Here is a 19,527-nt window from a genome sequence, read left to right as displayed (position 1 = left end):
GCTCCCAGGTGCCTGAGCCGAAGGCGAACCCAGCGTTGGCCTCCAAGATCAGCAAGAGGGTCGCCCAGATGTCCGCCGAGAAGAACCGGGTGGTGTTCATCCGCAAGGGGGCCGTCTTGGCTGACGTGAAGGTGGTCCAGTGGGATGACGACGTGCGGGTCAGCATCAGCACCCACCAGCTTCTTGCCTGGGGGCACCGTGAACAGCTCCCGGCACTCGTGGCCATAAGGGCTGTACGAGGCGGGCACTTGGGCCATGTTGGGGCGCGAGTGGGTCATGCGGCCAGTCACCGCGCCAATCGTGTTCACGCCTCCGTGGATGCGGCCATCGGCCTTGATGTGCTTCAGCCACGACTCGTCACCTTCAGCCAACTGCCCGATGCGCTTGCCCACCATCAGGTACTCCTTCAGGGGCTCCGCCTCGGGGTACTGAAGTTTGCTGATGACGGTCTCGTCGACCTTCGGCTTGCCGTCGTTGGTGAACTCGGTGGGCTCCCAGCCGCGCATCAGCTTCAGCCAGTGCGCGATGTGGTCGCGGCTGCCTGGGTTGAAGGTGACCAGCTTGACCTTCGTCATTGGGGCGCCCTCGGTGTAGCCGTGCTGCTTGCTGTCGCGGGCTGGTGAGAAGACCTTGCCGTCAGGCCTGTACAGGGGCTTGAAGACCTCCTGCAGCTGCCGCTCTAGCTCGACCCGGCGCTGCACCAGCTTTGCGTACAGCTTGCCCGCCTTGGCGTTGTCGAAGAGGAACCCGTAGCTCTCCTGGCGGGCCACGATGTGGGCCACCTGGGTCTCCAGCACGACGCAGCGCTCGTCCCACTGCTCGCCCAAGATGCGGGAGTACAGGTCGTGGGTGACCTCGACGTCCTGGATACAGTACTGCTCCATCGTGTCGAGCCACGCCGCAACGAGCCTGTCGTCGGTCAGCGTGGAGCCCTCGGTGCGGGCCTTCTCGATGGCCTCCGCTGCCGTCCATGGGCCGGCGAAGTCCCCCTTGTAGTCCCCAAGGCGGTAGCCCCAGGCTTCGAGGGAATGCCGGCCCATGCAGATCGAGAGCATCTTGCCGTTCTTCACCAGGGTCTTGTCGTGGTCGAAGATGTCAGCCCAGTGGAGGCGGGCAAGCACCACGGTGTCGCGGATGCAGGACCAGTGGCGCGTGTAGGCTCCACAGTGGGTGCCGTTGCAAGGGCCACTCCGTGGTATGACCATCAAAATAGACCATCAATCCAAGGCACCCGCTAGGGGCACCTACAGGAGCACCTACAAGGTGAACCACAAGGTTCTCTCTAAGGTTCCCTTGTAGATGATAGAAGTAGTAGTACTAGTAGGAGAACCCCATAGGTTCATCTTTAAGATTCCCTTGGGGGCAAGGGTGTCGGTTTAGACGATGGTCTTGAGGGAGCCGAGTGGGGTCCCCGATGTTTTCCTCAAGCATCTGAGAGGGTATCGGATCATCGCCCAGCCCGGATTTCCCCCCGTGGGGGCCTCGATCTGGCCGCCGCAGGCACCCGCAAGGACTGCCCTCCAGGGCCACCACACGGCACCACCAGGGGCACCAGCTGGCACCACACTGAGCTAAGTGCTTGATTCGTAAGGTATGGACAACGGATTAGCAGTCCGCAAGGTGGGCTAGTGGGGGCCATGCTGGGCTTGCTGGCCATGCTGGGCCTGCTGGTGCTCATGTCGGGGCCCTGGCAGTGGGCACCTGTTTTTTTCCCCTTCAAGACTCATCAAGGACGCTACGATGGCGACATGAAGAAGATCATCATGGGCATATGCGTGGCGCTGCTGGGCGTCTCGACCCACGCACAGCAGTCAACGAAAGCACAGCAGTCAACGAAAGCACAGCAGGCCTACATGGAGTGTCTAGCAGACAGCACACCAACGTCGTTCCCCCTCAACGAAGCAGGCGTCAACGGCGCTGTTACGGCCGCCCTCTGGCGCTGCGAACAGGCTTACTTTACGGTGGTCGGGGAGTACGCAGTAAAGAATCCCAAGGGGAACATCCAAGCTTACGCTGACAGCTGGCTCGGTAACGTGGCGGCTGACATGCGCTCGATGCTCAAACAGATGCACAACGTGCGGCCGTGACTTGCAATCGTTGAATAAGTGGGATGGTATTCGGGTCATGGAACTGCAGCCACCTACCCCCGACCAAGTCAAGGACGCCATCAAGGCGGCTGGGGTGACTCGTGGGGATGCAGCAGCCCTAGTGCATGTGTCAACCTGCCCCCGCTGGGCGTGAAGCACCTCTCGGTCAAGAACAACGGGCGCAAGCGGCGGGTCCGGGACGATGAACTCAAGGCGGTCCAGGGCTGGCCGAAGACCCGGAAGCGTGGCTTGAAGCCCGCACTGGCGCCGACATCGCGGCCGAGATGCGCGCCATCCAGCTTGCCACATGGAAAGCAGCCATGGAGTATGCGGCGGGGCTGTGTGAAGCGGAAAAGGTGGAGGCCAGGGATGCAGCCCCCGCCGAGGACATCGCCTACAACTGGGCTACGGACCACTGTGCCGCAGCCATCCGTCAGGCTCCCGAGCCGGCGACCCCATAAGTAAATCGTTGATCTTGCGGGAAGGATGAATAAGCGGGACAAGGGACTCTAATCCGTAGGTCGACAGTTCGAATCTGTCAGGACCCACCACTTTAGACAAGGGTCAGCCGGTCAAGCCGGCTGACCCTTGCTCGTTTCCGGCCGACCACCACCTGACGCGCTCGATGGCGCCGTCGACTCCCAAGATCAGGACGACGCCACCACACGCAGGCAGAGCATGCGCAGCCGGGCGATCGCCGCGCGCAGGTGCAGCAGCCGTGCTTCGAGCTCAGCCGGCTGCCCGCTCTGCTCGCGCCACAGGCCGTGGGTCAGTTCGAAATGGCGGATCAGCACCTCGATCCAGGCGACCGACAGCGAAGGAAAAGAGGCCGCGTACATGCGCATCAGGTCGACGTGCCGGCTGACGCGCCGGTACAGGTCGGGCTCCAGCGGCGAGCGCATCAGCCGGCCGACGTCCTCCTCGTACGACTCCAGCGTGGCGGCCAGCTGGAAAGCGACGGCGTTGAGGGCCGAGCCCTGAGATGCGGACATGGGTTGACTTTACCTGCTCCAGTTCACGGTGGCGCATGCCGCAGAAAAAAGCGGCCGGGTCCGACGCACGGAAGTGCTTTGGCTGCTCAGAATTCGTCGATGGATCCTTCTTTCAACCACGTGGTCGTCATCGGTGCCTCCACCGGCGGCGTCGGCGCGCTCCTGGAAATCACGAGCGCGCTGCCGCCCTCCTTTCCCGCGCCGATCTGCGTCGTGCAACACGTCGGCGCCCACCCCAGCCTGTTGCCGGAACTGCTGCGCTATCGCCGCCCAAACAACGCCGTCCATGCCCAGGACGGTCAGCGCATCGCGGCAGGCACGCTCTACATCGCCCCGCCTGACCGGCACTTGCTGCTGGAAGGTGACCGCCTGCGCGTGGTGCACGGCGCGAAGGAAAACCACGCCCGGCCGGCGATCGACCCGCTGTTCCGCAGCGCCGCGCTGTCCTGGGGTCCCAATCTGATCGGCGTGGTGCTGACCGGCCAGCTCGACGACGGCAGTGCCGGCCTGGCGGCGGTCAAGGATTGCGGCGGCATCGCCGTCGTGCAGGACCCGGCCGAAGCCGTGGAGCCGGAGATGCCTTACAGCGCGCTGGCGGCCTGCGAAGTCGACCATTGCGTGCCCCTGGCCCACATTGCCCCGCTGCTGGCGCGGCTGGTGCGGGCCCGGCCGCAACCGCTGCCGCCAGCGCCCGAGCGGCTGGCGCGCGAGGTGGCAATCAACCGGGACGCGGCCACTCTCGACAACCTGGCAGCCATCACCATCCCCTCCTGCCTGACCTGCCCGGACTGTGGCGGCACGCTGTCCGAAGTCAAGGAAGGCAAGCCGCTGCGGTACCGCTGCCACACCGGCCATGCGTTCTCCGTCCGCACGCTGATCAGCCTGCAGGCAGACGCTGCCGACAGCGCCTTGTGGGGCAGCATCCGGATACTGAGGGAGCGCGAGATGCTGCTGCGCCGCAGCGCCGGGGTCGCCCGCGGCCTTGGCGACCAGAGCCAGTGGACGGCGGGCGAGGCACAGGCAGACAGCCTGCGCGAGCAGATCCGCGCGCTCGAAGCCATCGCCAGGGGCAGCGTTCCCGGGGGCCAGCGCCCCGCATAATGTTTCTCCACCGAGGGGGACCGAATGACCGCTGAACTCCGGCCGGACGGCGTCGAACAGGACCTGGCAGACGTCATCGACAACATCGTCCCCAGCCACGGCTACCGCAAGATTCCGGTCGTCGGCCTGGGCGGCTCCGCCGGCAGCATCGAGGCCCTGCAGTCATTTTTCGCCACCATGCCGCCGCGATCCGGCCTGGCCTTCGTGGTGGTGATCCACCTGGCCAGCGACCACGACAGCATCCTCACGGACGTGATCCAGCGCAGCACGCGCATGCGGGTCATCAAGGTGGCCGGCAGCCTCAAGGTGGAGGAAGACACCGTCTACGTCATACCGCCCGGCAAGACGCTGCAGTCCGAGGACGGCCGCCTGCGGCTGGGCGACCTTCCGGATGGACGGCTGCACCACGTGGTGGTCGACGTGTTCTTCCGCACGCTCGCCGACAGCCACGGCGCGCATGCGGCGGCCGTCGTGCTGTCCGGCATGGATGGCGACGGCGCCATCGGCATCAAGCGCGTCAAGGAGCGCGGCGGCCTGACGGTGGCGCAGGATCCGGACCAGGCGATGCACGCAAGCATGCCGCGCTGCGCCATTTCCACCGGCATGGTCGACTGGGTGTTGCCGGTGCAGGAAATGCCGGCCCGCCTGTTGTCCTACTTCCGGCTGGAGCATGACGTGGCGCTGCCGCCCGAGGAGCCGGTGACCGAGGCCGCCGCGCAAAGCGCCACCGACGAAGATCGCCTGCGTGACGTGCTGAGCTTCCTGCGCACCCGCACCAATCGCGACTTCTCGCAATACAAGCGTGCCACGGTGCTGCGCCGCATCGGCCGGCGCATGCAGGTCAACGGCGTGGACAACCTGCAGGGCTATCTGACGGTGCTGCGGACCCGGCCGGGCGAGTGCGTCGCGCTGCTGCAGGATCTGCTGATCAGCGTCACCAACTTCTTTCGCGACGCCGAATGCTTCACGGCGCTGCTGCATCTGCTGCCGGCCCTGTTCGAGGGCAAGGGACCCAACGACGCCATCCGCGTCTGGACCATGGCCTGCGCCACCGGCGAGGAGGCCTACAGCATCGCAATGCTGCTCGCCGAGCACGCGCGGGAGCTGGAGGCGCCCCCGATGCTGCAGGTGTTCGCCACCGACCTCGACGAGCACGCCGTGCAGGTCGCGCGCGAAGGCCTGTATCCGGCGACCATCGCCGCCGACGTCAGCGAGGACCGGCTGCGCCGCTTCTTTGTCAAGGAGCATGCCGGCTACCGGGTGCGACGCGAGTTGCGCGAAATGGTGCTGTTCGCGGTCCATGACGTGCTGCGCGATTCGCCGTTCTCGCGGCTGGACCTCGTCAGCTGCCGCAACCTGCTGATCTACCTGACCCGTGACGCCCAAGCGCGGATCCTCGAGACCGTGCATTTCGCCCTGGTGCCGCGGGGCAAGCTTTTCCTGGGCGCATCGGAATCGGTGGACGAGGGCAACCCGCTGTTCGCGCTGGTGGACAAGAACCATCGGATCTACGCACAGCGGCCGGCGCGGCGCCCGGCGCGACCGCTGCCTGACGGCGCAGCCGCGCGGCGCGCGCCCGACGCGCAGCTGGCTTCACCCCGCAGCCCCGTCATCAGCGCCTACGCCATGGACCCTGCACCGGGCCTGGGCCCGGCGCCGCCGGTGGTGGCGCGACCAGGCGATGCTGCCGGTCATGCTTCATGGGCCGACATGCACCTGCAGTTGCTGGAGCGGCTGGCTCCGCCGTCGGTGCTTGTCAACGGCGACCATGACATCGTGCACCTGTCGCCCAGCGCCGGCCGCTTCCTGCAGATGGCCGGCGGCGAGCCCAGCCGGAACCTGTTGCGCGCGCTGCAGCCGCAGTTGCGCATCGAGCTGCGCGCCGCCCTGTACCAGGCCCGGGACGGCACCGAAGTCAAGCTGCCGCCCATGAGCATGCCAATGGCCGGTGGCACCGTCGTCGCCACGCTGCGCGTGGTGCCGGCGCACCAGATCGGCGAGTCCATGTTCCTGGTGCTGTTCGAGCTGCAACAAGGCGGGGACACCGGCGAGCGCCGCACGGACCGGCCCGAGGCCGACCCGATGGCGCGGCGCCTGGACGCCGAAATCGAGCGGCTGAAGATGCAGCTGCGCGAGACGGTCGAGCAGTTCGAAGCCTCGACCGAAGAACTCAAGGCGAGCAACGAGGAACTGCAGGCCATGAACGAGGAACTTCGCGCCGCCACCGAGGAGCTGGAGACCAGTCGCGAGGAGCTGCAGTCGATCAACGAGGAACTGACCACGGTCAACAGCGAGCTGAAAAGCAACGTGGCCCAGCTCAGCCATGCCAACAGCGACTTGCACAACCTGATGGACGCCACCAGCATCGCCACCGTGTTCGTCGACCGGGACATGCGGATCATGCGCTACACGCCGGCCGCCGTGGCCCTGTTCAACCTGATTCCCAGCGACGTGGGCCGGCCGCTGACTGACCTGGGCTCCCGGCTGGACTACCCGCAGCTGGGGGCCGACGCGGCCCGCGTGCTGGAGCGGCTGGTCCCGGTGGAACGCGAGGTCGGCCGGCCCGATGGCGGCTGGTACCTGGCACGCCTCATGCCCTACCGCACCATGGCCGATCGCATCGGCGGCGTGGTGTTCACCTTCATCGACATCAGCGAGCGCAAGCAAGCCGAGGAGATGCGGCAGTGGCTGTCCGCGGTGGTGGATTCCACCAGCGACGCGATCATCAGCTTTTCCCTGGACCAGACCATCCTGAGCTGGAACAATGGCGCTCGCAAGCTGTATGGCTACACGCCGGACGAAGCGATCGGACAGCCCATGTCGATGCTGGCGCCCAGGCGGATGGCTGACCAGGCCGACATCATTTCAGACATGGCAAACGGCCGCAGCCGGGAGAATTACGAGACGGTGCGGCGGCGCAAGGATGGCAGCGAGGTGCCGGTGGCGCTGAATGTCTCCCCCGTGCGCGACAACGAGGGCCGGGTGATCGCCGGCACCGCGACGGCCCGTGACATCTCGGCGCAGCGGGCCGCGAGCGAGGCGCTGCGCCAAAGTGAAGAGCGGCTGCGGATGGTGGTCGAGAATGCGCTCGACTACGCAATCTTCTCGACCGACCTGGACCGCCGGGTAAGCACCTGGAACATCGGCGCCGAACGGCTGCTGGGCTATTGCGAGGCGGAGATCCTGGGCCAGTCCGCAGACGTGATCTTCACCCCGGAGGACCGCGCCGCCGGCGCCCCGGAAAAAGAAGGCCGCACCGCAAGACGCAAGGGCCGCGCCTCCGACGAACGCATGCACCTGCGCAAGGACGGCAGCCGGTTCCGGGGCACGGGAACCATGATGCTGATGCGCAACCACGACCATCAGGCCGTGGGCTACGTGAAGATCCTGCGGGACCTGAGCGACTCCAGGCCGGAACCGGAGTGATCCCGCGGCCCCTGGCCCGGTGTCCGTGGCCGTCCGACCACGCCCGCAGACTCCTCCTACACGACGTGAGCAAAGCCGCGGGCACCATTGGTGCATGACCAACCCCTTCACCCCGCAAGACCTCTATCTTCATCGCAAGGTCACCGAGGTGGCTTGCGCTCCCGACGGCTCGTGGATCGCGGCTGCCGTGCGGTCGATCCGGCGCCAGGAAGATGACGCCATCTCCAACATCTGGGCGGTTTCGCCCAGCGGCGATCCGGCGCGACAACTGACCTTCGGCACCGGCACCGAGAATGCCCCGCGTTGGTCCCCGGACAGCACGCAACTGGCATTCATCTCGAACCGCGGCGGCACCAACCAGGTTTACGTGCTGCCCCTGGCCGGCGGCGAAGCGCGCCAGGTCGGCGGTTTCGAGGGCGCGGTGTCCGACCTGCGCTGGATGCCCGATGGCCGCTCGCTGGTGGTCGCCTGCGCGGTCAGCGTCGACCCGGACTGGCGGGGGGCGCGGCCGGCCGGCCGCAAGCCGAAAACGGCTGGCGTGCAGCCCCAGGTGGCCTGGAAGCTGCCGTACAAGAGCGACGGAGTGGGCTACACGCTGAAGCGAGAAATCCACTTGTTCCTGCTGGAGCTTGGGTCCGGCGAGCAGCGCCAGCTGACCGACGGAGCGTTCGATGTCCTGGCGTTCGACATCTCCCCTGATGGCCGCGAGCTGGCCTACACCCGCACGCGCAGCGGCCGTTTCGGCCACCGCTGCGACCTGTGGCTGGCCGGTGTGGACGGCAGCGGGGCGCGCCAGTGCACGCGCGATTTCGCCACCGTGATGAGCCCGGCCTGGTCGCCCGACGGCGGCCGCGTGGCCTTCTGCGCCACCGGCGAAGAGGGCGATGCGCAGACCGGCCTGCATGTCCTGGACGTGGCCGGTGGCCGCAGCCGGCGCCTGGGCGACGAGAACCTGCAGGTGTCCGACCCGCTGTCGGTGCGCTGGGGGGAAGACGGCCGGCACCTGCTGTGCACCCTGCAGTCGCGCGGCCGGCACCAGGTCGCGCGGGTGCCGGTGGACGGCGGCGATGCCAAGGTCCTGTGCGCCGGCGACCGCCAGTTCTCCGCCTTCTCGGCCGGCGGCGGCCTGCTGGCCTATGCGGTCGACCATCCTTCGTTGCCCAGCGAAGTCCACCTGTGCGACTGCGACGGCGGCGTGGAGCGTCAGGTCAGCGACTTCAATCCCTGGTGGAAGGACCGCACCTCCATCCTGGCCGAGAGCTGGCAGTTCGAGGTGCCGGATGGCAAGGGGGGCACGGAAACGATCGAAGGCTGGCTGCTGCGCGCCGAGGGCGCCGTCGGCCCGATGCCGTTGCTCAACGACGTGCATGGCGGCCCTGCCGCGTATGCGCTGCTGGACTTCGACACCAACGTGTTCTGGCAGGTGCTGTGCTCCAAGGGATGGGCCGTGCTGGCGCTCAACGCGGTCGGCTCCGCCAGCTACGGGCGCGAGTTCTGCGATCGCCTGTCCGGGCACTGGGGCGAGTACGACCTGCCGCAGCACCTGTCGGCCATCCGGCAGTTGAAAAAGGAGGGCATCTGCGACGAACGCATCGCGGTGGCCGGCAAGTCTTACGGCGGCTACCTCAGCGCCTGGAGCATCGGCCACTGTGCGCAGTTCCGGGCCGCCGTGGTGATGGCGCCGGTGGGCAACATCGAGACCCACTACGGCACGTCGGACGGCGGCTATTACGCCGATCCGTACTACATGGGCACCAGGGATCGCTTCCAGCGCGAGCTGGCGCGCCAGCTGTCGCCGCTGCACTGCGTGGAAAAGGCCACCACGCCGACGCTCTTCATGCAAGGCGCGGACGACGAGCGTTGTCCCAAATGCCAGTCCGAAGAACTGTTCGTCAGCCTGATGCGCGCGGGCGACACGCCGACCGAGCTCGTGCTCTACCCGGAGCAGGACCATCACTTCCTGGGTGAAGGCGCCCCGTCGGTCCGGGAAGATGCAGCCACGCGGATCGTCGACTGGCTGGTGGCCCACATCGACCGCGAGCCACAGCCGCTGCGCCAGGAGGACGACACCGCCACCGCGCAGTCGACTTGAATACTTTCAACCTACCACCGAGGTGCTTCTTTGGCTTGGCTGACAGCCAGGCCGATTGCCTAGGCAAACCGACTAATGTCGCTCCAGGAGGAGCGCATGGACGAGCAGGAGATTCGCAACTGGAGTGTCGCCGGCGACGACCGCATTGTCGGCACGTTGCACAGCCGCCCCGAGCATCCGCAAGGGCAGACCGTCATCACCGGGCCGGTCGTGCGGGTGCGGTTCGTGGGTGAGGCGGGCAGCCCGCTGGCACTCACCGGGTCGGGCAATGCCTACTTGCTGGGCCAACCGGCAGCGCGCTTCGGCATGCACCGGGCCCAGGCCTTCGTGGCCCGGTTGTCGAGCAGCGCGCGCCCGGCCGACGCTGCGCGCCTTGACGCCGCCAAGGCGAGCAGCGTGCACCGCGCTCCGGCGGCCAGGGTGCCATCAGCCGTGGTTCGGTCGGTGCCCGCGCCCACCCTCGCGGTGACCTGCGACAGCTGCGGCGCGATTGCCGTCGCCACCCTGGCGCAGGAAGTGCGCAGCGTCAACGCCGCCGGCGGCATCCGCATCGACGATCCCTGCCTCGAATGCGGCGGCAGGCTGGCGGCGCAACCCGGCAAGTACCTGCTGAACGCCGCGACGGAGGTCCTGGAGCGGGTCGGCGACTTCGAGCCCCACTCCGCGCCCGGCGCCAGCGGCAGGGGTGCCGGGGCGTAAGCGATGCTGCTGTCCGCGGAGCTCACGCAGCAAGGCTTTTACTGGTACCACGAGTGGATCGGCGGGGTGCCCGCGCTGGTCGAGGTCAGGGGGGGCGGGCCGCCCTGGACCGTGCATTTCTGCCTGGGACACCATGACGAGCGCCTGGCGGGAATGCCCGGCTTGTTCCAGTGGACCGTGGCGGCGTACGACGAAGCAGCGGGGGCGCCATGACCGAGCGTCCCCCCATCGCGGCCGCCATCCAGGCGCGCGGTTTGCGGCGTCCGCGCCTGGCGCGGCCGGTCGGCCCGGGGCTTTCCGGTGCGCTAGCGCCGGCTGCTCTGGCGGCGGCGCCAGAACCAGATCCGGCACGCCGGCTTCCAGGCCGGCTGACGACCCGCTCGAATGCTGCTAATGTCCAGCCCCAGGAGGGGCCCATGGAAGAGCAGGAGATTCGCGATTGGTGCGTCACCGGCGAGGAGCGCATCCTGGGCAACGTCTACAACCGTCCCGGCCACACCGACGGGGAGACGATCATCACCTCGTGCGTGGTCCAGGTGCGGCGCGTGGGCGAGTCCCGGATTCCCATGGCGTTGACCGAATCGGGCAGCAGCTACTGGCTCGGCACCCCGTCGCGGCGCTTCGGCCTGGACAAGGCCGAGGCCTTCGTCGGCCGGATGGCGAGCAGCATGCGCCCGGTCGGCACGCCGCGCGGCGACGGCGGCGGCGACTACGACACCGTCCTGCAAGGCCTGCCCACGGCCGGCGACGCGAACCGGCCCGCGGGCGGCGCCACGCTGGCCGTCACCTGCGACAAGTGCGGCTCCGTGGCCCTGGCCACGCTGGCCGACGAAGTCTCGTGCGTCAACGTCGCCGGCGGCATCCGCATCGACGACCCCTGCCCCGGCTGCCGCGGCAAGCTGGCGGCGCGGCCGGGCCGGTACCGGCTGAACGACGCGAGCGGCCGGCTCGAGCGGGTGGGGGACTTCGCGCCGCAGTGAAAATGACGCCGACCGCTTCGTGTATCCTTCGCGGCGTTTCCGGAGCGCCGCTCCGGCCCACATTCAGACCTGTCGTGACACCGTCCTTGCACCAGACCAGCGATTTCGAGAACAGCCGCGGACGCGCCGGCTTCAGCGCCCACCCGCCGCACGCGAGCGGCGGCTCGGCCCTTCAGCGCTGCGTCGCGGTCATGGTGCTGCTGGCCGGCTCCGCCGCCTTCGTTGGCATGGTGATCTGGCCGCTGGTCAACATCGTCAGCGGCTAGAACCTCAGCGCCTGCCGCCAGCGCGTCGGGCCTGATCTTGCGGGCCAGCGACCACTGGTGCACTTCGGTCGGGCCGTCGTAGATGCGAAAGGCGCGGTCTCACGGAACATCTGCTCCACGGTCGAATCGCGCGCCACCCCCAGGCCACCCATCACCTGCACGCAGCAGTCGGCGATGCGGAACAGCGCTTGCGAGACCGCCACCTTGGCCATCGAGCTTTCGGTGCTGGCCGCGATCCGCCGTCCAGCACGCCGGCGCACCAGTCAATCATGAGCTCGCATTGCTGCAGTTGGATCAGTCGGCCAGCATGCAGCTCACGCCTGGGCGTGACTATCCCAGGCGCGGCCCGCCGCAGCCATCGGCGCGGGACGAGATCGCGCGCGGGCAGCTTCCGATCCGGGGGTGCCGGAGCCCGAGGCGCCTGGGAATTGTCCTAGGGACCCGCCGGCGGCGCCACCGCGGCGCCGTCGACGCCATGCCGCCGCAGCGCTTGGGCGACGAAGCCGCTGCGCTTCATCTCTTCGACATACGCGGCCAGCGCGGTGGCCGCCGCCTCGCCGCGGCTGCGCGGGCAGCCCATCGCCTGGCGGATCTGCATGAAGCGGCCGGGCAGGAGACGCAGGCCGCCCAGCCGCTGCGCATCGGCTTGCAGCTGCTGCCTGACGCCGGCGGCCACATCGGCGCCGTGCCGCAGGAAGTGGTCGACAACCGCCGGCGAACTCGGCGCGCGCTCGATGGTCGCCGCCTTGAGTTCACGCGTGAGGAACAGGTCGTAGGCACTGCCGTGGCCGACCACCACCGTCGTGCCCGCCCGGTCGACTTCATCCGTGGCGGCCAGCGGCGAGTCTTGCTTCACGGCGTAGCAGCCCTCGATGAGGACGTACGCATCCGTGAAATGAATGCCCTCGCCGCGCTTGGGATCGATCGCGAAGAAGCCGATGTCGGCCTGTTCCCGGGTGACGGCGTCGACGGACTTGCCTGCCGAGTCGAACACCACCAGCTCCAGCGCCACGCCCAGCCTTTGCGCAAAACCGCGGGCGAGATCGACCGACACGCCCTTGGCCAGTCCGGGCCCGGCGTCCGGGGCGGCCAGGATCGGGTTGCCGGTGTTGATCGATGCGCGCAGCGTGCCGGTGGGGGCGAAGGCCTGGACGATGTCGGCGGGGCAGGTCATGCGGCTGGCTCCTCTGGGTTGCGGCAGCGCCATCATGCCCGACGCCTAGCGCCGCGCGAACATGGGCTGGTCGTAATGCGCCACGCGGGTCGGCCGGCCCCGGATGCAGACCTCGCTGAACTGGTACAGGATGGCCGCCGTCGGCGCGGCGATCCAGTGGTTGCCCACCGGCATGCGCAGGATCTCGCGCCCCGCGTCTTCGGACGGCTCCAGCAGCGGCGCGTCGGGTCGCAGGAACTCCGGCACGGGGATGCGGTGCACGCTGGCGACTTCATCCGGGTTCGGTTGTAGCGCGTCCGCCTTGCCGGCCCAGACGATCACCGGCGTGATGACGTAGCCGGAGCGGCTGGCGTAGTCGTCCAGCGTGCCGAGCACGTCGGCCGGGCTCAACGCCAGCCCGACCTCTTCGTGCATCTCGCGCAGCGCGGCCTCTTGCGGCGTCTCGCCCGGATCGATGCGGCCACCCGGCAGCGCCCACTGGCCGCCGTGGCTGGACAAGGCGGCGGCCCGTCGCGTCAGCAACACGGCGGCGGCGATGCTCCAGGATGCCGGCGCGGGAACGCCCGCCACCCCGGCGCCGCCGCCTTCCTCGACCAGCGCCAGCGCCACGGCCGCCGCGCGCTGCGTGCCCACGGCGATGCGGCGCACGGAAAAAGCGGCGAGCCGCTGGCGCACCTGGTCTCGCAATGTGGCGTTGAGTTGCATCGGTGCATTCTGGCAGGCGGGCACCGATCGGAGACAACCGGCTCGCGCCGTCATCCCCGCGCACGCGCCGATCCAGGCGATCGCCCTTGCGCTACCTGAATTCCTCGCATTTCCTGGCGATGTCTGGCGTTGGCGCCGGGCTGCGGCTCGCGCAGAGCGCCCGGGCCCGCTGGTGGCAAGCCACCGCGGCCGCATCCTGCTGTGCCTTCGACTGGCGCCGCAGGGCCGGCACGGCGACCGCCTGGAACGTCTTGCCGCAGTCGCCCGCAAGCGCCGGCTCGCGGGCGTGCCACGCGATCCCGGTCACGACCTCCCAGGCCCGGTAGGCCACGTCGAAGGCGGGAGCAGCGGCGGCTGGTGGCGCCGCGGCGCCGAGCCCGGTGCCGACCCCGGCAAGCGCCAGGACACAAGCGAGGGTTCGGCGCAGCGCGGGCCGCATGTCCGCACAGGCAGCGCGGCGGCTCAGGCCGGGCGCCTCGAACACCGGCCGGCTGCGCTCGACGTCCAGGAACGCGAGCTTGGGGATGGCGGCGAGGAACTTGCAGCGCATGACGTCGAGCATACGCGCGGGGGGACCAGGGCGCCCTGGATTCCCGCCTGCGCGGCAACCACGCAAGCGGCCTGGACCCGCTGCGTGGATCGCCGCCAGCAGACTGCCGGGCGCCGACAACCGCAGGCCCTGGCGCGGGCTGATGTGGTCGTAGCGGTCTTCCAGCAGCTTTCCTCCACCGGCAGCGGCCGCTCGGCAATCTGTTGCCGGCGCGTCTTGCGGGCGCCTTTTCTCGGCGTAGCTGATGCCGATCCGGTTGCAGAGGGTGCGGGTCCAGGTCCGCTCGGCGATCTTCTTGATGCGCTCGACCTTGTCGGAAGCGATGAACTCCCCGCCGACGTTGCAGGTGCCGAGGAAGGGGAACTCCTCGTCGGGCGTGGCGCACTGGGCGTCGTGCGCGGCCCGCAGCGCCTGCGGGTTGCCCCCGCCAGCTCGCCCTCGTGCATGGCGATCTCGGCATCGCGCTTGAGCAGCTCGAAGCCATCCGCACTTGGTGGATGCGCTCGTAGAGCGTCGCCGGCTTGGTCGCCTTGTCGACGATGTGCTTTGGCGCGGTCACCTTGCCGCCATCGTGGCGCCGTCAACCGGGCGCAGCACCCGGCACGGAGCGCCGGCCGCGAACACGCCGGCCGGCACCTCGCGGGTGACCACGCTGCCGGCCCGATCACCGCGCCGTCGCCGGCGTGTAGATCTGCACGGCCGGCCCGAACAGGCCGAAGGCACCGATGGTCACCGGGCAGACCTCGAGCACCACGCAGCTGAAGTTGATGAACGCCTGCTGGCCCAGGTGAATGTTGCTGCCGTGTCGCAAAAGAACGGCGGCGTCGCCAACCCCGTGGCGCCGCCGCAGCCGAACGGCTGGGCCCGCAGTTCGCGCCGCAAGCCGGTGGCCCCAGGCGCAGCGGCATTCAGCCGGGCGCACAGCGCCTGCGCCGGGGCGCGGGTCAGGTCATGCCGATGCCGGCGAAGGTGCTCAGGTCGGCGCTGGCATGGGGTGCCAGGGTGATGCACACCTGCGTCACGCGCTCGCCTTCGCACTCGGTGGTGATCAGGCCGTCCCGCACTTCGTCGGCCAGGAACGGCGCCACCAGTTCGCAGGTGTCGGCCCCGATCACGATGGTACCGGGAGGCGCCCGCAGCGCGCGCTCTTCGGCGCGCGAGGCCTCGGGCGGCAGCGCCACCTGGCAGGCCTTTCCGTCAAGCTGGAAGTGGGCGATGTTGCACTGCCCGGTCGCCAGGCCGCCCCGCGCCCCGGTGTCGGCGCCCACCCGTTGCATCAGCAGCGCGGCGCGCAACGCGTTGAGCGGATGGTCAAAGCTCAGCAGCGCCTCGCCCTTGCCGAACACCTCGGCCCGGCCTTCGAAGCGGCCGGCCAGCAGCTCGACTTCCGCCAGCTCCCAGCCTGGGCCGAGTGCCCTCGCGTGCAGCAGCGTCTGCACGCGCCGCTCGAACCGGATCCCCGACTCGCCGTTGAGGAACACCTTGCGCCAGATGCTGACCGGCGCATGCCGCAGCAGGTGTTCGGACAGCGACTTCATCAAGGGCGATTGGAACGGATGCATGTTGTTTCTGCTTTCTGCGGCGTGCAGCCGGCAAGCGCCGCCGGCGGGCGAAAAGCGGTGGCGTCAGGCCGGCAGCGGCCGGGGCCACTGGTCGAGGCCCGACAGGCGGAACAGGCGAACCGGGTCCCAGTCGCGCAGCCGCTCCAGGCTGGGCAGGTTGCCGATGGCCAGGTGGGCCAGGCCGTCGGCCGCCACCAGGGCCGCCGTGGCGCTGGAATGGGCGCCGTGCGTCACGCCCTTGAGCAGGCAGTGGGCGGCCCAGTAGTCCCCCGGCGCGCCGTCGCAGACTTTGTAGAAGGCGCTGTAGCGGCCGCTGCCCAGGTGCGTCTCGCAGGCATAGGCGGCAACGTGGTAACCCTTGGCCGCCGTGCTGACCCGCTCGACCACTTGCGTCGGCGCCGGGCCGGCGCCATCCGGCGTGCCGCTGCGCAATGCGCTGGCCACCTTGCGGCTGGCGGCGCAGCGAAAGCGGAACGGGAAGCAACGAGACACTTGGCGCAAAGGGCAGACTCCGGGCAGCCGGAGGGCCGCAGCAACCCTGTAGGAGTGTTCCTACCTCACGCCGGTTCTTAGGTGATTGGCGTAGCCGTCTAGGGAAGCGGCGTAACCCGCTTCACTCCAGCTTGATGGCTAGCCGCCTGACCAGCGGCTCCCAACGCGCCGTCTCGGCTTTCATCGCGGCTTGGACATCGGCGTGGCTGCTGCCGATGGCGACCAGGTCGGCGGCTTGCAGCCGCGCGCGCACTTCGGGCTTGCGCATGATCTCGCGGGCCGCGCGCTCGAGTTCGGCCACGATCGGCGCCGGCGTGCGCTTGGGCGCCTGCAGCACCAGCTTGAAGCTGATGTCCAGGGTCGGCTGGCCCAGGGCCGTGGCCAGCGTCGGCACTTGCGGCGCCAGCGGCGACGGCTGCACCGACGACACCGCCAGCGCCGTCAGCTTGCCGGCCTTGACGTGCGGCAGCACCGTGGGCGTGGCCAGGAAGCCGCAGTCGGCATCGCCCGCCAGCACGCCCAGCGTCGCTGGGGCCGGGCCGCGGTACGGCACGTGCACCATCTTCACACCCCTTCCTCCTCCTCCTCTCTCCTCCTCCTCGAGCTTTGCAGGAACATCTCGGCCGCCAGGTGGCCTGGCACCGCCGCCCCGCCGGAGGCGTAGGTGAGCTGGCCTGACTTTGCGCGCGCAACCAGTTCCGCCACGCTGGTGATGTTGCGCCCGCTGCCGCATACCAGCATCTGGGTGAAGCTGGCCAGCACGCTGACGTTGACCAGCTCCGTGCGGGCATCGAAGTTCAGCTGCTTGTAGACCAGCGGATTGGTGGTGACCACGGTGTCCGGGCTGATCACGAGCGTGTAGCCGTCAGGCTCCGCCTTGGCCACCACGCCGGCCGCCAGGCTGTTGCCGACGCCGGGGCGGTTCTCCACCACCACCGATTGCTTCAGCCGCTGCGCCAGGTGCTCGCCGAACAGCCGGGTGACGATGTCGGAGGGGCCGCCGGGCGGCGAGCCGACCAGCAAGCGGATCGGCTTGGCGGGCCAGGCGGCCGGGGCCTGGGCTTGTGCGGCGACTGAAACCAGCAAGGACGCCGCGAGCCAGGCGCCGGCCCAGCGGGAAAGATTCGATCGCACGGCGGTTCTCCTTGGGTCAGACCGGCTGCAGCAGGAACGCGACCACCGGCGAATTGGCGTGGTCCGGATCGTCCAAGGCGATCTCCTGCACGCGGTAGCCCGTAGCTGTTCATGGTGTCTCCTGGACGGCGCCGATTTCGCGCAGCAGTTCGGCTGTGTGTTCCCCCAGCCGCGGCGCCATGCGCACCGGCAGCGGCTGGCGGTCGATCCGCATCGGCGGGCCGGGAAAGCGCAGTGTCCCCATCGCCGGGTCTTCGATGGTGCGAAAGAACCCGGTGGCTTGCAGGTGCGGGTCCTGCTCCAGGTCTTCCAGCCGATTCACGCGCGCGGCCGGGATCTCCAGCCGCTCGCAGGTCTGGACCCAGTCGGCGGTGCTGCGCGTGGCGAGGATCTCCGCGGCCAGCCGGTACAGCGCGTCGATGTTGTGCGTGCGTTCAGCCATGCTGGCAAAGCGCGCGTCCGCGGCGGCATCGGCGCGTCCGGCCTCGGTGAAGAAGCGCCGCCAGTGGGCGTCGGTGTACGGCATCACGCACAGGAAGCCGTCGGTGGTGCGATACGGCTTGCGGTGCGGCGCGAACAGGCGCGGATAGCCGCAGCCGGCCTGCGGCGGATCGAAGTGGTGGCCGTACCAGTGCTCCACCAGGTTGAAGGCCGCCATGGTTTCGAACATCGGCACTTCGACATAGCTGCCCTGCCCCGTGCGTTCGCGCGCGAACAACGCCGCCAGGATGGCGTGGGTGGCGACCAGGCCGCAGGTCTTGTCGGCAGCAATCGTCGGGAAGTACTGGGGCTGGCCGGTCTGGCGCTCCATCAAGGCGGCGCTGCCTGACATGCCCTGGATGATGTCGTCGTAGGCCGGTCGGCCGCGGTACGGGCCGGCTTCGCCGAAGCCGTGCAGACCGACGTAGACCAGCCGCGGGTTGCGCGCCATCAGCGCCTGCGGGTCCAGCCCGATGGCGGCCAGCTTTTGCGGCCGGATGCTGTGCATCAGCACGTCGGCGGTGTCGACCAGCCGGAGCAATGCCTCGCGCGCCGCGGGGCGCTTCAAGTCCAGCACGATGCTGCGCTTGCCCCGGTTCACGCCCAGGAAGATCGCGCCCATGCCGACTTCCGTGCTCGGCCCGGTGTGGCGTGTGGAGTCGCCTTCCGGCGGCTCCACCTTGATCACGTCGGCGCCGTAGTCGGCCAGGTTCTGGCTGGCGTAAGGGCCGAGCACCACCGCGCTCAGGTCGATGACGCGGATGCCTTGCAACGGCAGCACGGCTTATTCGATCGTGACGCCGGAGGCCTTGACCACCTGCGCCCAGCGAGCCAGTTCCTTCTTCACGTAGGCGCCGTATTCGGCCGGCGTGGAGCCCAGCGGCTCGGCGCCCTGGACCGCCAGGCTGGCGCGCACGTGGGCGCTTTGCAGCGCCTTGTTGATCTCGGCGCTGAGCCGCTCCACGATGGGCTTGGGCGTGGCCGCCGGCACCATCACGCCCTGCCAGGCGCCGACCTCGAAGCCGGGCATGCCGGACTCGGCCAGCGTCGGCACGTCGGGGAACAGCGACATGCGTCTGGAACTGGTCACCGCCAGCAGCTTCAGGCGCTTGTCCTTGACGAAGCCCATCACCGAATTGATGGTGTCGGTCATGAACTGGATGTCGCCGGCGACCAGCGCCACGTCGGCCGGCGCGCTGCCCTTGAACGGCGCGTGCACGGCCTCGATGCCGTTGGCCTGCGCGAACTGGAAGGCCCCCAGGTGGGTCACGTTGCCGTTGCCGGCGGAGCCGTAGGTCAGCTTGCCCGGGTTCGCCTTGGCGTAGGCGACGAACTCCTTGACGGTGTTGGCCGGAATGCCGGGATGCACCACCAGCGCCAGCGGCACCACGGCCGTCAGGGCCACCGGCGCGAAGTCCTTCTCCACGCTGTACGAAAGACTCTTGTACAGCGCGGGGCTGAGCGTGATCGACGAGGTGTTGTACAGGATGGTGTAGCCGTCGGCCGGCGCGCGCGCCACGGCCATCGCGCCGATGTTGCCGTTGGCGCCGCCCTTGTTGTCGACGAGCACGTTCTGGCCGAGTTGCTCGCCCAGCTTTTGGGCCAGCACGCGCGCCACCAGATCGGTCGGCCCGCCCGGCGGGAACGGCACGACCATGGTGATCGGCTTGGTCGGCCACGCGGCCTGCGCCAAGACGGGTGCGGCGGCAACGCCGAAGGTGGCGGCCACGGCCGCGAAGGCCAGCCGGCGAGTCAATTGTGTGGCTTGCATGCTTGTCTCCTGCTGG

General features: G+C 68.9%; 20 protein-coding genes and 1 pseudogene. 8 read left to right on the top strand and 13 right to left on the bottom strand.

Translation table 11 applies throughout. The features are described 5' to 3' along the window. The coding region (locus JWP65_RS09215; protein WP_299762984.1) for a DNA polymerase at positions 1 to 1,124 on the bottom strand (1,124 nt) is incomplete at its 3' end. Between the two features lie 513 nt (positions 1,125 to 1,637). Here JWP65_RS09215 and JWP65_RS09210 point away from each other — a divergent pair. Further along, entirely contained in the window at positions 1,638 to 2,087 is a 450-nt protein-coding gene (locus JWP65_RS09210; protein WP_299762982.1) for a hypothetical protein, read from the top strand. 647 nt (positions 2,088 to 2,734) lie between these two features. Here JWP65_RS09210 and JWP65_RS09205 read toward each other — a convergent pair. Then, entirely contained in the window at positions 2,735 to 3,079 is a 345-nt protein-coding gene (locus JWP65_RS09205) for a hypothetical protein (protein WP_299762980.1), read from the bottom strand. 99 nt (positions 3,080 to 3,178) lie between these two features. Between JWP65_RS09205 and JWP65_RS09200 the strand changes: the two genes are divergently transcribed. From JWP65_RS09200 to JWP65_RS09170, 7 genes are all read left to right on the top strand, one after another. Beyond that, complete coding sequence (locus JWP65_RS09200; RefSeq protein ID WP_299762978.1) at positions 3,179 to 4,180, top strand: chemotaxis protein CheB; 1,002 nt, start codon at positions 3,179 to 3,181, stop codon at positions 4,178 to 4,180. Positions 4,181 to 4,204: 24 nt separating this feature from the next. Beyond that, complete coding sequence (locus JWP65_RS09195) at positions 4,205 to 7,606, top strand: CheR family methyltransferase (RefSeq protein WP_299762976.1); 3,402 nt, start codon at positions 4,205 to 4,207, stop codon at positions 7,604 to 7,606. A gap of 94 nt (positions 7,607 to 7,700) precedes the next feature. After that, positions 7,701 to 9,698, top strand: a complete 1,998-nt coding sequence (locus tag JWP65_RS09190) for a S9 family peptidase (protein WP_299762974.1) — start codon at positions 7,701 to 7,703, stop codon at positions 9,696 to 9,698. A gap of 96 nt (positions 9,699 to 9,794) precedes the next feature. Next, positions 9,795 to 10,397, top strand: coding sequence for a hypothetical protein (locus JWP65_RS09185; protein WP_299762973.1), 603 nt, complete (start codon positions 9,795 to 9,797; stop codon positions 10,395 to 10,397). A 3-nt stretch (positions 10,398 to 10,400) separates the two neighbouring features. Next, a complete protein-coding gene (locus JWP65_RS09180; RefSeq protein ID WP_299762971.1) occupies positions 10,401 to 10,610 on the top strand; it encodes a hypothetical protein in 210 nt (69 codons plus the stop codon). Between the two features lie 203 nt (positions 10,611 to 10,813). After that, the gene (locus JWP65_RS09175; RefSeq protein WP_299762969.1) at positions 10,814 to 11,377 is read left to right on the top strand and encodes a hypothetical protein; all 564 of its coding nucleotides are present in this window, start codon (positions 10,814 to 10,816) and stop codon (positions 11,375 to 11,377) included. A 74-nt stretch (positions 11,378 to 11,451) separates the two neighbouring features. Beyond that, on the top strand, positions 11,452 to 11,643 hold the full coding sequence (locus tag JWP65_RS09170) for a hypothetical protein (RefSeq protein ID WP_299762967.1): 192 nt from the start codon (positions 11,452 to 11,454) through the stop codon (positions 11,641 to 11,643). 30 nt (positions 11,644 to 11,673) lie between these two features. Here the strand turns inward: JWP65_RS09170 and JWP65_RS09165 are convergent. The 11 genes and pseudogenes from JWP65_RS09165 to JWP65_RS09115 form a co-directional block, all read right to left on the bottom strand. Then, positions 11,674 to 11,941: pseudogene (locus JWP65_RS09165) on the bottom strand (acyl-CoA dehydrogenase family protein); the annotation flags it as partial. Between the two features lie 135 nt (positions 11,942 to 12,076). Then, positions 12,077 to 12,817 carry a transporter substrate-binding domain-containing protein gene (locus tag JWP65_RS09160; RefSeq protein ID WP_299762965.1) on the bottom strand — a complete coding sequence of 247 codons (741 nt, stop codon included), beginning with the start codon at positions 12,815 to 12,817 and terminating at the stop codon, positions 12,077 to 12,079. 45 nt (positions 12,818 to 12,862) lie between these two features. Further along, positions 12,863 to 13,522, bottom strand: coding sequence for a CoA pyrophosphatase (locus JWP65_RS09155; protein WP_299762963.1), 660 nt, complete (start codon positions 13,520 to 13,522; stop codon positions 12,863 to 12,865). A gap of 91 nt (positions 13,523 to 13,613) precedes the next feature. Continuing rightward, positions 13,614 to 14,084: a hypothetical protein gene (locus JWP65_RS09150; RefSeq protein ID WP_299762962.1), complete on the bottom strand. Its 471-nt coding sequence runs from the start codon at positions 14,082 to 14,084 to the stop codon at positions 13,614 to 13,616. A 652-nt stretch (positions 14,085 to 14,736) separates the two neighbouring features. Further along, a complete protein-coding gene (locus JWP65_RS09145; RefSeq protein ID WP_299762960.1) occupies positions 14,737 to 14,883 on the bottom strand; it encodes a hypothetical protein in 147 nt (48 codons plus the stop codon). A 133-nt stretch (positions 14,884 to 15,016) separates the two neighbouring features. Then, a complete protein-coding gene (locus JWP65_RS09140) occupies positions 15,017 to 15,634 on the bottom strand; it encodes a hypothetical protein (protein ID WP_299762958.1) in 618 nt (205 codons plus the stop codon). A gap of 63 nt (positions 15,635 to 15,697) precedes the next feature. Continuing rightward, a complete protein-coding gene (locus JWP65_RS09135; RefSeq protein ID WP_299762956.1) occupies positions 15,698 to 16,126 on the bottom strand; it encodes a hypothetical protein in 429 nt (142 codons plus the stop codon). Positions 16,127 to 16,247: 121 nt separating this feature from the next. After that, positions 16,248 to 16,688, bottom strand: coding sequence for a tripartite tricarboxylate transporter substrate-binding protein (locus tag JWP65_RS09130; RefSeq protein WP_299762989.1), 441 nt, complete (start codon positions 16,686 to 16,688; stop codon positions 16,248 to 16,250). 2 nt (positions 16,689 to 16,690) lie between these two features. Next, positions 16,691 to 17,260 (bottom strand): tripartite tricarboxylate transporter substrate binding protein, encoded by a 570-nt coding sequence (locus JWP65_RS09125; protein WP_299762954.1) that lies wholly within the window; start codon positions 17,258 to 17,260, stop codon positions 16,691 to 16,693. 109 nt (positions 17,261 to 17,369) lie between these two features. Then, positions 17,370 to 18,521, bottom strand: coding sequence for a CaiB/BaiF CoA-transferase family protein (locus JWP65_RS09120; protein ID WP_299762952.1), 1,152 nt, complete (start codon positions 18,519 to 18,521; stop codon positions 17,370 to 17,372). 3 nt (positions 18,522 to 18,524) lie between these two features. Next, entirely contained in the window at positions 18,525 to 19,511 is a 987-nt protein-coding gene (locus JWP65_RS09115; protein ID WP_299762950.1) for a tripartite tricarboxylate transporter substrate binding protein, read from the bottom strand. Positions 19,512 to 19,527 lie beyond the last annotated feature (16 nt).

The sequence above is a fragment of the Ramlibacter sp. genome (genome assembly GCF_028292805.1).
Taxonomy (GTDB): Bacteria; Pseudomonadota; Gammaproteobacteria; order Burkholderiales; family Burkholderiaceae_C; genus Ramlibacter.
Note: the sequence above shows the minus strand (reverse complement) of the source record. Positions and strands in the feature narration are given on the sequence as shown.

Coding starts and splice junctions, on each gene's coding strand:
- JWP65_RS09195 (WP_299762976.1), top strand. CDS start 4,205: ATGACCGCTGAACTCCGGCCGGACGGCGTCGAACAGGACCTGGCAGAC.
- JWP65_RS09140 (WP_299762958.1), bottom strand. CDS start 15,634: ATGCATCCGTTCCAATCGCCCTTGATGAAGTCGCTGTCCGAACACCTG.
- JWP65_RS09190 (WP_299762974.1), top strand. CDS start 7,701: ATGACCAACCCCTTCACCCCGCAAGACCTCTATCTTCATCGCAAGGTC.
- JWP65_RS09205 (WP_299762980.1), bottom strand. CDS start 3,079: ATGTCCGCATCTCAGGGCTCGGCCCTCAACGCCGTCGCTTTCCAGCTG.
- JWP65_RS09150 (WP_299762962.1), bottom strand. CDS start 14,084: ATGCTCGACGTCATGCGCTGCAAGTTCCTCGCCGCCATCCCCAAGCTC.
- JWP65_RS09185 (WP_299762973.1), top strand. CDS start 9,795: ATGGACGAGCAGGAGATTCGCAACTGGAGTGTCGCCGGCGACGACCGC.
- JWP65_RS09160 (WP_299762965.1), bottom strand. CDS start 12,817: ATGACCTGCCCCGCCGACATCGTCCAGGCCTTCGCCCCCACCGGCACG.
- JWP65_RS09200 (WP_299762978.1), top strand. CDS start 3,179: ATGGATCCTTCTTTCAACCACGTGGTCGTCATCGGTGCCTCCACCGGC.
- JWP65_RS09210 (WP_299762982.1), top strand. CDS start 1,638: ATGCTGGGCTTGCTGGCCATGCTGGGCCTGCTGGTGCTCATGTCGGGG.
- JWP65_RS09175 (WP_299762969.1), top strand. CDS start 10,814: ATGGAAGAGCAGGAGATTCGCGATTGGTGCGTCACCGGCGAGGAGCGC.
- JWP65_RS09130 (WP_299762989.1), bottom strand. CDS start 16,688: ATGGTGCACGTGCCGTACCGCGGCCCGGCCCCAGCGACGCTGGGCGTG.
- JWP65_RS09115 (WP_299762950.1), bottom strand. CDS start 19,511: ATGCAAGCCACACAATTGACTCGCCGGCTGGCCTTCGCGGCCGTGGCC.
- JWP65_RS09180 (WP_299762971.1), top strand. CDS start 10,401: ATGCTGCTGTCCGCGGAGCTCACGCAGCAAGGCTTTTACTGGTACCAC.
- JWP65_RS09155 (WP_299762963.1), bottom strand. CDS start 13,522: ATGCAACTCAACGCCACATTGCGAGACCAGGTGCGCCAGCGGCTCGCC.